Below are 13,138 nucleotides of genomic sequence, written 5' to 3' on the forward strand. Positions count from 1 at the left end.
TGCGTGCCGGACGCATCGAATGATGAATATATTGGCTACTTCGACTTACGCCAAATCTTCAGAGCGCTACAAATCATCGGCAGCTGCAGGGGCAGACGACCGTACGCAATAGCCTTACGCTGAGTGGACTGGTTACGCGCATCCAACGCCATCTGAATATTCGCGGGGAACACCGCAACAAACAGCAGAGCCGCAAGCAGACCACCGGCACGGCGAGTCTTGTCATTAGCCAGCAGGGCGGCGGTGCCCAGCTCAGCTACACCCGACGCGTGAGTGTACGCGTGCGCAGGGCCCGGCAGGTACTTCGGCACAATCGAGTCGAAGGGATCCGGGATGATGAAGTGCAGCGCACCCATCACAGCGAGGGCGCGAGCCATGCGAGTAGCCGAGCGCTGCGCGCTGTACTCTTTCTTCTTAAAAATACTCATGCTCCCATTATGCGCCCGTCAGAGGCGTATTCCTCGGCTCAATGGTGCGCTAACCGTCGCGTGTTTGACTGTCTAGAATGCGGACTCAGCACGCCAAACGGAAATACGTTGTTCAAAAGCAGGTAAGATAGGGAACAACGGCACCACGCGCGGATGACGCCCCGCCTGCCCCTCACCTTTCGGTGAGTTGCCAGATGGGGTGAAACACCGGGTGCCTATCGGAACAATCAAAGGAGTACACCATGAAGAAGATTCTGTTCATCGCTATCCTGGCAGGCGCTGCATACTTCGGCTACAAGAAGTTCGCTGCCTAAACAGTTAGCCCTCGGGCATTCTACATATCCTTAAGCAACGAAAACCCGCCCTCTCACATATGCACCATATGCGAGACGGCGGGTTTCTCGTATGCCCAACGTCTGGGCCCCAAACCCCCTGGTCCCAAACTCTCTGGGTTTCAAACGCTCTGGCTTCAAACGCATAGATTCGGGGCCGCGAGCCTATGAGGCGGGCTGCCTAGTAGCTCGGCGGAACCTCACCGGTCATCACAACCTTGTTCTGCGAAGAGCTCCAGGTAAACTCAGCGGTCGCGCGGCCGCTCGCGTTGTGTACCTTCTCGTCTTCCTTCATGTAACGGTAGGTCACACGAATCGAGCTGTCCGAGGTGCGGGTAATCACCGGGGAGAACGAGTACGGCTCATAGGTTGCGGTACCAATGAACTTGCCGCGGTGGAACAGCAGAATGTGGTGCACCATCGCCGCGGTGCAGCACGAAGACGGGGAAGAACCCGGAACCGCGTCAATCCACGACAGCTCAGCACAGGGGTCGTAACCTTCGTAGCTTTCCGAAACGTTCGTCCACTGATCCCAATTTTTCTTATTCTTCAAATCGCGCAGAGCCTTAGACACCACGGCCGACGCAGAATCAGAAGCGCAGGTGGAGTCCTTCTTCGACTCAGACTTGGAATCCGACTTCGACTCAGAGGTCTTCGACTCGGAGGCGGTCGGCTCAGCATGAACCGTAATCGTCACCACCGACGGCACCGGAGCAGGCGACGAAGCGCTCGCGGATGCGCTCGGGCTCGCCGACGGGGTGGGGAACAGCTCCTGCGTAGAAGTAGCGCTCGCGGAGGCAGAAGCACTACCAGAAGAAGACACCACGGTACCCGAAACAGCAGAATCAGTGCTTGCCGAGCAGGACGTGACAACAAGAGCTAGAGCGGCACCCAGCGCGGGTAGAGCCAAAGCGGTGCGGCCGGTAAAGCGGCGGCGAATAGAAGACATGAATACTCCTGAAGATGCGCGGCAGCGCGCATCGGTGCTGGTCAAGAAGTGAATAGTGAACTCGTCCAGTATAGGGAAAAAGAGGCGGGCACGCAGGGCGCGCGGTCAGCGCCGCTTGTTACCGTGGCATGTCGTTACCGTGGCATGCGCGCTACGTCTGCCCGGCAACAGAACCCTCGGCAATAAAAACCGGCTAGCAGACCTTATCGTCCGTCAGATAATGCACCAGCCAGGCACGCCGCGCGGTCGCAATACGCGCCGTAATTCGCGGAAAAACCCATAGACTAATAGCGCCCTGAGTCCACAAAATCAGCGAAAACAGCAGCGGCCGGAACGCAATATCGCGCGGATCCACGCCGGGGCTGAGAAGGCGCGCGAGCGCATCCGATAGGAACAACGAAGGGAACATCAGCGACATCAGCACCGTACCCAGCACCCAGCCCGGACCGAAACAGAGAAGAACCCAGCGGGCGCTCATCCGCAGGTTCTTACGGTGCGCCCAACGGAACTGCCAGCCGCGCAGACGGTACGGATAAATCACGCCCAGAATCGAGCCCAGGGACACCACAATAGCCGGCACCACAAAGAACGACAGGGACATCATGAGGGTGGGGGTCAGGTGCTTGTCCTGACTGTGCAGAATCAGCGCCAGCAGGGTACCGGAAACACCCGTGATCAGGCCGATTGCAATAGCCTTCGTGCGCACGAACAGGCGCAGGGCGTGCGGGTCGCTACTGCGCAACGCACGCAGCGCATGCTCCTCATCGTGACCCATCAGGTTCGTTGAGGTGACGTCCGCGACCATCCAGCCGACCATCACCAGCGCAAAACCAGCCGGGCCCTTAAACTCGCTAAACAGCCACGAACGCCAGGCTTCCGGGAGTAGGTACCAGCAGATTGCCGCCAGCAGGGCGTTACATATGAGCGTCTGTGTTTCCACGGGGAGGGGGCGTGTGAACATACGGCGCAGCTCGGCACGCACACTCGGCCGGTACGTATTGTGCGGATCAATGAGGGCACGACCCTCCACCCGCTGACGGCGCAGGTCCTGACGGAGTGCCCTGAAATTCGTCACGGGGTGCGCCAGCGGCGCAAGGCGGAAGATACGTGCCTCAATATGCTCACCTGCCCATTGTAGAGGTGCCGCTGAGGCGAAGCGGCACCGCAGAAAATCAGCTATGCGGAAACTCCGCCCGCTAGTGCCTGTGTCCCCTTGCACACCCGCCCTATCCAGGGGACAATGAAGGCATGGCTGAAGTAACTCTACATAACGAACTCGTAATCCACACCAACGGCGACCTGCCCGCAGTCGGCGCAAAGCTGCCCGAATTCTCGGTTCTCGCGGCTGATCTCTCCGAGATCTCCTCCGCAGATTTCGCAGGTAAGAACCTGGTGCTGAACATCTTCCCCTCCGTCGACACCAGTGTGTGCGCAACCAGCGTCCGCACCTTCAACAAGCAGGCTGCAGGCCTGGAGAACACCGTCGTGCTGTGCGTCTCCAACGACCTGCCCTTCGCAATCGGCCGCTTCTGCGCAGCCGAGGGCATTGAGAACGTCGTCACCTCCTCCGCTTTCCGCTCCTCCTTCGGTGAGGACTTCGGCGTGAAGCTGATTGACGGCCCCCTGGCTGGTCTGCTGGCACGCTCCGTGGTCGTCGTGAACCCCGCCGGTGAGGTCATTTACACCGAGCTGGTTCCCGAAACCACCAACGAGCCCAACTACGAAGCAGCCTTGGCAGCTATCAAGTAAGCAGCTATCAAGTAAGCTTAGTACGGGAGCCGGACGCAATCCCGGCACCCGCACATACTTCCGTCAGGGACACCTGGCGGTACCAGCACAGCAGATACTGAACGTCTACAGCGCATGATCTAGGGTTCACCCACACATGCGGCTGGCGACAGCATAACGCCCCGCCCACCCGGTATTTCGGGTGGGCGGGGCGCTTTACTATACCCAGGCGCTAGTGCGCGATTCAGACTTAGTGCGCGAGCTAGGCTTAGTGCGCAGAGGCGCCGGGATTGCCGGGAGCGCCTGAGGTTTCGGAGGTTTCGGCGGCTCCGGCGGGCTCCTCATCCGCGACCAGCATATGCTCCGGCAGAGTGCCGCGGCGCTTAGCCACCACAAAACGCGACACCAACAGCAGAATGTACACCACCATCGAAATCAGCAGCATCGACTGCGGCGCCAACACCAAGCCAACCACCGCAGACACACCCGCAATAGCGGCAGTCGTGCGGTCCTTAGAACTGCGATACGCATCGATAGCGAGCACCGCAAAGAGCGCCGTCATCACAAAATCCACGCCCTTGAGCTCACTCAAGAAACTTGCACCCAGCACATAGCCGAGCGTAGCGCTCGACAAAACGCTCAAATGCAGGCCCGCGTGAATCCACAGGATGCGGGAGGCACGAAGTTTATGACGGTCCGGTCCGGTGTTCAGCGCGTACGCCTCATCGATGAGCGTGTACACGGTGTAGAACTTCGCCAAACCACCACGCACACGCTCAATCGGGTACGACAGACCGTACATGAGGTGGCGCGAATTAATGAGCAGAGTCATCACCGCAATAGAAAACAGCGACGCATGATTCGAGACCATGTCAATCAGCACGAACTCCACCGAACCGGCAAACACCAGCACCGGCAGCAGGGGAGCCACCCAGAACGGCAGACCGTAACTGTGCACCATCACGCCCAGACCAATGCCGACAAAGAACAGACCCAGCATGATGACACCGGCAACGCGGATCGCCTCCGCAAAACCGCTCTCGTGCGGTTGCTGAGAGCCCTGTGCATCGGGGGAGGCGGTCGCCTCCACTACCGGAATCATGCCGGTCAGCGGAAGAGCAGAGGCAATAACCTGCTCAACCTGCTCCTGGCTTGCCTGGTGAGGTGCAGAACCTGAACCCTGAGGCGAAGAAGGCTGAGAGGAAGAAGCCAGAGAAGGCGAAACAGCGTTGTTTTCCTGATCCTTAGAGATGCTCATCGTAACCCCCTAGAAAACCCAGTTAGCCAGTACAACGCAGGTGACGGTACCCGCCACCATACTCAACACCATATTCTTACGCCACAGGTGCACCGCCACGGTCACCACCAGACCCGCCAAGTACGGTGCCGCCGTAGCGAACGAAGAATAATCAATCTTCGCCACCGCATAGATGGCAAGCAGCGCGACTGCGCCGAGCGGAATCCAGTGGCTGAGCGCATCCAAAAGTTCGGAGCCAGCCAGCGCCTTCTTCAAACCGAAAGGTAGCAAACGAAGCAGGAACGTGATACCTGCAGCCACAAGTATTGCGGCAAGAATATAACCGGTGGTCACTTCACTATTCATGAAGATTTTCTCTTTCTGCACATACTCAGCGAAAGAACCCGAAAAGAGCGGAAGAACCCTGAACAAGGCGTGCGGGTGAAGCCCTGAAAAGCGTCCGCGAAACCTGAAAGCATCCGCGAAAAAGGGTGGGGAGAGTCCAGCCGAAGAGAGGCAGGGTGCTAAGTAGTGCGGTAGGTACGTGAGTTGATGAAAGCCGCGAAACGTGGAGGCGGAGGGCCGTTCCTCCTGCACGAGTTTTTCTGCGTAAATTTTCAGCGCAAGTTTTTCTGCGCGGGTAGTTGTGCGCGTCAGTAGTTCTCGTGCGTGACCTCGGGTGATGCCGCTCCCGGTGCGGTGTTACTCCGGGGCGGCACAGCGTTCTGCGTCGCTAGTTTCCTTAGCGGTGTCTTTCATCTGAGTCATGGGGTACCTCAACCTCTGGGAGCCTCCGTGCAGGTTCGCGCGGGAGGCATTATGCGAATCCTAGAAATAGAAAGAGGGGAGAGCGAAGCTCCACTCATCTATCCTAACTGGTTTTGAACACGTATGTAACGTTCTTATCGCTGTGTGGAAGCGGGCGCGTCAGGAGTAGCGGCGGTGGCTGGGCTCTCTGCAGCGCTTTCAGCCTCAGCCGCTACCTCATGCCCAGCACGATGCGGTAGCGTACCGCGGCGCTTCGCCACCGGGAAACGCGCCAGCAGCAGCACCACATACGAACCCAACGCCACCACCAGGAACGAGGACGGCGCAAAAATCAGCGCAACCGCCGCCGAAACCGCCACAAAGAGCGCCGTCACGCGATCCGGGTTGGCGCGGTAGCCGTCCATCGCAAGAACCGTGAAGATGGCCACCATCACGAAGTCCACGCCCTTCAGGCTGCTGAGGAAGCTCGCGCCCAGCACATACCCGAGGACTACGCTCAGAACCCACGACACGTAAATCAGCACGTTCACCCACAGAATGCGCGCCCCCGAACGCTCATTACGATCGGGACCGGAGTTGAGAGCAAACGCCTCATCGCAAAGAGTGTGAATCGCCAGAGCCTTAGCCCAGAAACCCTTCACATTGTGCAACGGGTAGGAAAGACCGTACACCAGATGGCGCGCATTCACCAGGAACACCGTCAACGCAATCGACGCCAGGGGCGTGCCAGCGCTGACCATACCCACCATGAGGAACTCCACCGAACCGGCAAAAACTAGGGCAGAGAGCAGTGGCGCAGTCCAGAGGGGCAGGCCGTGCGCGTTGAGAATAATGCCCAAACCCAAACCCAGCACGGCGATACCGAGCATCACCACGGAAGAATCCGCAACAGCCAAGCGGAAATCATTCTGCACGCCGGTTCCCTTAAGCCGAGTGCCCTGATGCTTAGCGCCCTGATGTTTAGCGCCCTGAAGCTTGGGAGTCTGTGCCATAAGTGGGTTCCTCGTATGCGTTACGTTCTGTGAAATGCCTCATCTGCCTGTGCGCGGGTCAAGATAACGCCCGTCGCGGCTTTCCAGTGTATAGGAGCAAGCGGTTGACCAAGGAGAAAAAGAGTCCGGGAATAAAATATGAGAAACACGCTTATAGTGAATGACACTAAACAACGCGGCGCTGAATAACCTAGCGACCGCGCAGACAACCCGAAAGGAACTTCAATGGCTGAGCAGAATGCCTCCCGGAACACCGCAGAAGAGCAGAAGAAGGTGTACTCGCGCCAGCAGGAACGCCGCGAGCTCGAAAACTACCGCCAGACCAAGATCGAGCGCATCGACCGCCTGCGCTACCGTGCCTACGGTGCCAACGGCGCAACCCTCGACTTCGGTGTGGGTGAGGGCCTGCTGACCCCCGTCGAGCTGCTGCTCGCCGCGATTGCCGGCTGCTCCTCCGTGGACGTGGACGCGGGCACCTCCCGCCGCTCCACCCCCGAGGTGTTCGAGGTGCTCGCCTCGGCGCTGAAGCAGACCGAAGACGGCGCGGTGCGCCTCGACGACGTTGAGGTGGACTTTGATGTGCGATTCCCCGAGGACGAGCAGGGCGCCACTGCGCAGAAGATGGTGGACCGCCTGATTCAGCTCAGCGAGCAGAAGGACTGCACCGTTTCCCGTACCGTGGAGCACCCCACGAAGGTTTCGTTCCACAACCTGGCGAACTAGAAAGGCTAGACGGACTAAACGCCCGGAGAGATAGCCTGACTTGAGGCCCTCCCGTGCCGCTCGTGATGGAGCGGCTCGGGAGGGTTTTTCTGTGTTTTTGTGGGTTTGGGGTGGAAAAGAGCCCGGAAAGCGGGTAGGATTGACCCTCAGATTAGGAAAACTTACGGTACGTAAGAAATCCTTAAGATTGAAGAATTTCTTGACCCAGGCACAAACCTTCGGCGGCACCACCCGCAGCAGGACTAGACTGGACACCAGACTAGACCGCTAGCAAACGCACGAAGCAATAGCCTCAGAAAGAAGACCTGACATGGCACAGCCTACAGAGACTTCCGGCGCTGCATCGGAAGCCACCCCCGCAGAGGGCGAACTGAAGCGAGGCCTCTCCGCCCGCCACATGCAGATGATCGCAATCGGCGGCGCAATCGGCACCGGCCTCTTCGTCGCCTCCGGTAAGACCATCTCCACCGCAGGCCCCGGCGGCGCAATCCTCGCCTACGCCCTCATCGGCATCATGGTGCTCTTCCTCATGCAGTCCCTCGGCGAGATGGCTGCGCACCTGCCCGTCCCCGGCGCATTCCAGACCTACGCGGCACGCTACGTGTCCCCGTCCTTCGGCTTCGCCATGGGCTGGAACTACTGGTTCAACTGGGCGATTACCGTCGCCGCCGAGCTCGTCGCCGTCGGCGAGGTGATGAGGTACTGGTTCCCGGACATCCCATCCTGGGTGTGGGCGGCAGGATTCCTTGTGCTGCTGACCGGCATCAACGCCCTCTCGGCACGCTCCTACGGTGAAAGCGAGTTCTGGCTCGCAACCATCAAGGTCGTTACCGTGGTCGTCTTCCTCATCGCTGGTATCGCCATGATTTTCGGCATCCTGGGCGGTAGCTCCCCGGGCGTCTCCAACTGGACCGTCGGTGAGGCACCCTTCGTCGGCGGCGCACCCGCCGTACTCACCATCTTCATGGTGGCAGGCTTCTCCTTCCAGGGCACCGAAATGATCGGTGTGGCTGCCGGCGAATCTGAGAACCCCCGCCGCGACGTGCCCCGCGCACTGACCAGCGTGTTCTGGCGCATCATGCTCTTCTACATCGGCGCGATGGTCGTCATCGGCTTCCTGATTCCTTACTCCGACCCGAACCTGCTCACCGCAGCGGACGGCAACATCAACATCTCCCCGTTCACCCTCATCTTCGAGCGTGCGGGCATCGCCTTCGCGGCAGCCATCATGAACGCCGTGATCCTCTCCGCAGTGCTCTCTGCAGGTAACTCGGGCCTGTACGTTTCGGCTCGTATGCTCTTCGCACTCGCCCAGGAGGGTAAGGCACCGAAGATGTTCACCCGCATCAACTCCGGCGGCGTGCCCATGAACGCGCTGCTGGCAACCGCAGCTATCGGCGCGGTCGGCTTCATCGCCGCACTGCTCTCGCCGGATGGTGCGTACCTGTGGCTGGTGAACGTGTCCGGTCTGGCTGGCTTCATCACCTGGGTGGGTATCGCCGTGGCTCACTACCGTTTCCGCCGCGCATACCTGAAGCAGGGCAACAGCCTGAAGGACCTGCCCTACGTGGCGCCGTTCTTCCCCGCGGGCCCGATTATCGCCTTCCTCATGTGCCTGGTCGTTATTGGTGGCCAGAACTACGAGGCGTTCCTGAGCGGTGACTGGGCTGGCGTGCTCAGCTCCTACATTGGTCTGCCCGTGATTATCGCGGTCTGGCTGGTGCACCGCGTGGTCACTCGTGACCGCCTGATTCCGTTGGAGCAGATTGACGTGAGCGGCATTGAGGTGAAGGCTTCGAAGTAACGCAAACGATTGCGCCAGCTGATTGAATGAGCTGATACGTGAAGAGCCGCCGGTTCCCCTGATTGAGGGGAGCCGGCGGCTCTTTGCTATCCGCAGTTTATTCCGTACGGGTGAGCTAGGCTGTATGCCCTGCAGCTCTTAGGAGTGGCGGCGCGAGCGCAGAACGCTCAAACCCAGACCCGCACAAATCGCGGCAACGCCAATGCCAACAATCACACCAACGCTGGATGCACCGGTGCTCGCCAGGGTAGCCTTCTTGGGGCTGCTCTCCTTAGCGAGGCTGTCCTGTGCCAGATTGTCCTTTGCGGAGCGGGCAGCGGTCACCGGAGCCTCCTGAGAGGGCTTGCTCTGAGCTGGCTTGCTCTGAGCTGGTTTGCTCTTAGGATGCGCTACGGTTGCGTCCTCCAGCTTGTCAGCGTTGGGGGTCTTATCGGCAACCGGTGCTTCCGGCAGAGCGGGAACCGTCGGTGCGTCAGTGGGGTTCACGCCGACTGTTGCTTCCGGCAGAGCGGGAACCGTCGGCGCGTCGGTCGGGTTTACCCCCACGGTTGCCTCAGGCAAGGGCGCTACGGTGGGTGCATCGGTGGGGTTCACGCCGATGGTTGCCTCGGGCAGGGGTGCCACGGTGGGAGCGTCGGTGGGGTTCACGCCGATGGTTGCCTCGGGCAGGGGTGCCACGGTCGGCGCATCAGTGGGGTTTACACCCACGGTTGCCTCGGGCAGGGGTGCCACGGTGGGAGCATCGGTCGGGTTTACACCCACGGTTGCCTCGGGCAGGGGTGCCACGGTGGGCGCATCGGTGGGGTTCACGCCGATGGTTGCTTCCGGCAGGGGCGCTACGGTCGGCGCGTCGGTCGGGTTTACACCCACGGTTGCCTCGGGCAGGGGTGCCACGGTGGGCGCATCGGTGGGGTTCACGCCGATGGTTGCCTCAGGCAGAGGTGCCACGGTCGGGGCATAGGTCGGAACCGCAGACACCACGGGCTCCTGCGCGAAAAGCTCAAGAGGCTTCTGAGCATCAAACGAGCCGTACTCAGCACCCTGAACGCCAGCCGCCATAGTGCCCGCAATGTACTTGTGAGAGGTATTCAGCGTCGCCGCAACATCCGCCGGGACCTTCACCTCCGTCTCAAAAGCGCCGTTGTGAATCTGCGAAGCAGGTACGGTCACCTCAGCCACGAAACGCATACCCGTCTGAGGAAAACGACCGGGAACCCACACATTCGTATCAGACACCACCACGCGCACACCGTGCGGGGTCGCCTCACCGGTGTAGCCGGTACCGCGCACCTTCAACACGGTCTCACCCTTGGTGTTCAGACGCGGCGAATCCACGTGCAGAACCGGTGCGGCGCTATCCTTCACAACGTCCATGCGCAGAACCTGACCGCCCCCGTAACCATCAACGATGATATTAGCGACGAAGCTGTAGTTCTTCGCCGGGTCAATCAGGCTACCGGGAACGTAATGGGTCGCAGTCGCCGTGCCGTCCTTGAACGGGCCCTCAACGCGCACCGTCTGAATCGGGTTCAGAAACGGGAAACCCCTATGGTTTGCCTCGTGCAATGCCGGGGCGAAAGCGGTAGTTTTCGCGGGCAGTTTCGACGCCTTGAACGTAATCTTGTTCAGACGCAGGGCGGTCTTCAGCTGACGGGTATTGGTCTCAACCTTGTAGTTGTAGACCGTAATAACCGGCGGGTTATCCGGATTCGGGGTATTAGCCGCTGCAACAGAAGGCAGAGCGCCCAGGCTCAAGGATGCGGCAAGAAGAACAGAAGCGCCGGCGCTACCGTAGCGGCGGGCACGAGAAGAGTTAGCCATCATGAAGTTCCTTCTACATGGGTGATTGAGCGATTCGCACTCTTCCTGTATCGCGCCAAGTCGAGTGCGTATACGGTACCGCGACATCGCGGTTAATTACACCGTAACACGCGCCTAAACGCATGAACCGGACATAAGATAACTCGCCGAAATATTACGTAAAACCAACGCCTGCAGGGCGCATAATAGGGCGGATGAATAAGACAAACACGCACAGCGCCGGGTGGAGGATACAGAAATGCTAGGGTAGAAAGATGCCCACGCAGAAGAACCCGCAGAACCGAGTAGAAGCAACCCCGCCCGCCCCGCCCGCTGAACCCAGCGCTACTGAGCACAGCGCTACTGAGCACAGCGCCATCGACAGCACGCACCGCGTCGTGAACGTGTGTGCTGTAGCAATCCGCAACCGGGACGGGCTCGTACTCACCGTGCGCAAACGGGGCAGTGACGGGTTCATGATGCCCGGCGGCAAACCCGAACCGGGGGAGACCCCGCTACAGACCGCCTGCCGCGAAGTGAACGAAGAAATCGGGCTCACCCCCAACCCCGCCCGGATGCACCACCGCGGACTCCTGGAAGCGGCGGCACTGAACGAGGCAGGCTTTACGGTACGCGCCGAAACCTACGAATACGCACCCACTGACGAACAACACGAGCTATTGGCTTCTCTGGTGCCGCAGGCAGAAATCGCTGAGCTGCGCTGGGTCAACCCCGCCATGAGCAGCTCTTTCGATTCTGCATCGCAGGCACCACTGAATACCGAACAGATCTTCCCGCTACTGGCACGCACCCCGCTACCGTAACCACCGCGCTCGTAACCACAGCGCCCAGTACACGCCCCTGAACTGGCGGGTGACACACATGAGGTACACAGGTGCATCCGGTACCCTCAACACAACAACATCTATCGGGGGTAGAACGCATAGAGGCGCTCCACCCCGCCCCCCCCCATACACCCCAAGGAGAACCATGAAGAAGACTGACTACAACCTTGCCGTCTACTGCGGTGCACGCTCCGGCAACGACCCGCTCTTCACCACCCGCGCCCAGGAGCTCGGCACCCTCTGCGCCCAGAACAATATTGGCGTGGTGTACGGTGGCGGCCGCACCGGCCTCATGGGCACCGTCGCGGGCGCAACCCTGGACGCCGGCGGCGTGGTCTACGGCGTGGTCACCCACAAGCTGGTCGGCCTGGAGGGCGTGTACCCCGGCCAGACCACCCTCGAAATTGTGGACACCATGCACCAGCGCAAAATCGCCATGATCGACAAGGCTGACGCGTTCGTCGCCATGCCCGGCGGCCCCGGCACCCTCGAAGAGTTCTTTGAAGTTTTCAGCTGGCAGTTCCTTGATATTCACTCCAAGCCGGTCGCCCTGCTGAACGTCAACGGCTACTGGGACAAGCTCATCGATGCTATGCACTACATGGCGTCCACCGGCCTGCTCAACGAACGCTACCTGGACGAGCTCATCATCGTTACCACCCCCGAAGAGCTGCTGGAGGCGCTCGCCAAGGATCTGGAACGCCGAGCCGCCGAAAAGAACACTGCTGAATAAAACCAACACTGCATAAAACCACCGCAGAAAACGAGATTGACCATGGCAACCACCCCCAATCAAGCACGCACCCTGCTGCTGACCTTCTTCGGACCTTTCCCCGGCGTGCCCGTAAACCCCACCGTGGCGCTCACCAAAGGTGCTCAGCGTCTGCTGGCCCGGATGCGCCCGGATTTGAACGTCATCACCCGCGAGCTGCCCGTCAGCTATGACGGTTCCAGCACCGCCCTGCGCACCGCCCTCCAGGAGGTACAGCCCGACGCGCTCATTAGCCTGGGCGTGGCGGTCGGCCGCGACGTGGTCAGCCTCGAGCAGGTTGCTATCAACCTGGATTCCGCCGGTATTGAAGATAACGACGGCGACCAGCGCTGCGATGAGCCAATCGCCCCCGGAGGTCAGGAGGCGTACTTCTCCTCCCTGCCGGTGCGCGCCAGCTTTGAGCGCCTGCGTGCGGCGGGGGAGCCGGTCGAGATTTCGTACACCGCCGGAACCTACGTCTGCAACCACGTGTTCTACGAGGGCCAGCGCATCAGCCGTGAACTGGGGTTGAGCATCCCCGCCGGATTTGTGCACGTGCCCGCAACCTGCGCCGACGGCGAAGAGCCCACCGAAGGCGCCGGCATGACCGCTCACCGCGACGCCGGTGGCGTAGTACGTGACGAGCAGGGCATCCCGCAGCTACCCGAATCCACCGTGGTCCGCATTATTGCCGAGATCGCCTCCGACACCCTGCCCGCAGTGAACTAACAGCACAGCATTGAGCTAAAACCCATATAACAAAACCGCCGGATAGCCTCCC

General features: G+C 60.3%; 13 protein-coding genes. 6 read left to right on the forward strand and 7 right to left on the reverse strand.

Annotated elements, in window-relative coordinates:
• Positions 1 to 35: 35 nt before the first annotated feature.
• The 3 genes from RM6536_RS06390 to RM6536_RS06400 form a co-directional block, all read right to left on the reverse strand.
• Positions 36 to 428 carry a hypothetical protein gene (locus tag RM6536_RS06390; RefSeq protein WP_060824478.1) on the reverse strand — a complete coding sequence of 131 codons (393 nt, stop codon included), beginning with the start codon at positions 426 to 428 and terminating at the stop codon, positions 36 to 38.
• Between the two features lie 513 nt (positions 429 to 941).
• On the reverse strand, positions 942 to 1,709 hold the full coding sequence (locus RM6536_RS06395; RefSeq protein ID WP_060824479.1) for an LppP/LprE family lipoprotein: 768 nt from the start codon (positions 1,707 to 1,709) through the stop codon (positions 942 to 944).
• Positions 1,710 to 1,902: 193 nt separating this feature from the next.
• On the reverse strand, positions 1,903 to 2,784 hold the full coding sequence (locus RM6536_RS06400; protein ID WP_145974244.1) for a hypothetical protein: 882 nt from the start codon (positions 2,782 to 2,784) through the stop codon (positions 1,903 to 1,905).
• A 173-nt stretch (positions 2,785 to 2,957) separates the two neighbouring features.
• On the opposite strand from RM6536_RS06400, the gene tpx reads away from it, so the two are divergent.
• Positions 2,958 to 3,458, forward strand: a complete 501-nt coding sequence (gene tpx, locus RM6536_RS06405) for a thiol peroxidase (RefSeq protein WP_060824481.1) — start codon at positions 2,958 to 2,960, stop codon at positions 3,456 to 3,458.
• A gap of 247 nt (positions 3,459 to 3,705) precedes the next feature.
• Here tpx and RM6536_RS06410 read toward each other — a convergent pair whose 3' ends face one another.
• From RM6536_RS06410 to RM6536_RS06420, 3 genes are all read right to left on the reverse strand, one after another.
• Positions 3,706 to 4,695 carry an AzlC family ABC transporter permease gene (locus RM6536_RS06410; RefSeq protein WP_060824482.1) on the reverse strand — a complete coding sequence of 330 codons (990 nt, stop codon included), beginning with the start codon at positions 4,693 to 4,695 and terminating at the stop codon, positions 3,706 to 3,708.
• A gap of 9 nt (positions 4,696 to 4,704) precedes the next feature.
• Positions 4,705 to 5,040, reverse strand: a complete 336-nt coding sequence (locus RM6536_RS06415) for a branched-chain amino acid transporter permease (RefSeq protein ID WP_060824483.1) — start codon at positions 5,038 to 5,040, stop codon at positions 4,705 to 4,707.
• Positions 5,041 to 5,576: 536 nt separating this feature from the next.
• Positions 5,577 to 6,434, reverse strand: coding sequence for an AzlC family ABC transporter permease (locus tag RM6536_RS06420; RefSeq protein ID WP_231917943.1), 858 nt, complete (start codon positions 6,432 to 6,434; stop codon positions 5,577 to 5,579).
• A gap of 225 nt (positions 6,435 to 6,659) precedes the next feature.
• Here RM6536_RS06420 and RM6536_RS06425 point away from each other — a divergent pair, with 225 nt between their 5' ends.
• The gene (locus tag RM6536_RS06425; RefSeq protein ID WP_171840179.1) at positions 6,660 to 7,157 is read left to right on the forward strand and encodes an OsmC family protein; all 498 of its coding nucleotides are present in this window, start codon (positions 6,660 to 6,662) and stop codon (positions 7,155 to 7,157) included.
• A gap of 310 nt (positions 7,158 to 7,467) precedes the next feature.
• Positions 7,468 to 8,961: an amino acid permease gene (locus tag RM6536_RS06430; RefSeq protein WP_060824484.1), complete on the forward strand. Its 1,494-nt coding sequence runs from the start codon at positions 7,468 to 7,470 to the stop codon at positions 8,959 to 8,961.
• A 138-nt stretch (positions 8,962 to 9,099) separates the two neighbouring features.
• On the opposite strand, the gene RM6536_RS06435 is transcribed toward RM6536_RS06430, so the two are convergent.
• Positions 9,100 to 10,785: a hypothetical protein gene (locus RM6536_RS06435; protein ID WP_060824485.1), complete on the reverse strand. Its 1,686-nt coding sequence runs from the start codon at positions 10,783 to 10,785 to the stop codon at positions 9,100 to 9,102.
• 251 nt (positions 10,786 to 11,036) lie between these two features.
• On the opposite strand from RM6536_RS06435, the gene RM6536_RS06440 reads away from it, so the two are divergent.
• The 3 genes from RM6536_RS06440 (at position 11,037) to RM6536_RS06450 (ending at position 13,086) form a co-directional block, all read left to right on the forward strand.
• Positions 11,037 to 11,585, forward strand: a complete 549-nt coding sequence (locus RM6536_RS06440; RefSeq protein WP_081094660.1) for an NUDIX hydrolase — start codon at positions 11,037 to 11,039, stop codon at positions 11,583 to 11,585.
• Between the two features lie 166 nt (positions 11,586 to 11,751).
• Positions 11,752 to 12,339: a TIGR00730 family Rossman fold protein gene (locus RM6536_RS06445; protein ID WP_060824486.1), complete on the forward strand. Its 588-nt coding sequence runs from the start codon at positions 11,752 to 11,754 to the stop codon at positions 12,337 to 12,339.
• Positions 12,340 to 12,381: 42 nt separating this feature from the next.
• A complete protein-coding gene (locus RM6536_RS06450; protein ID WP_060824487.1) occupies positions 12,382 to 13,086 on the forward strand; it encodes a pyroglutamyl-peptidase I in 705 nt (234 codons plus the stop codon).
• The last annotated feature ends 52 nt before the right edge of the window (positions 13,087 to 13,138 follow it).

The sequence above is a fragment of the Rothia mucilaginosa genome (genome assembly GCF_001548235.1).
Lineage (GTDB): Bacteria > Actinomycetota > Actinomycetes > Actinomycetales > Micrococcaceae > Rothia > Rothia mucilaginosa_B.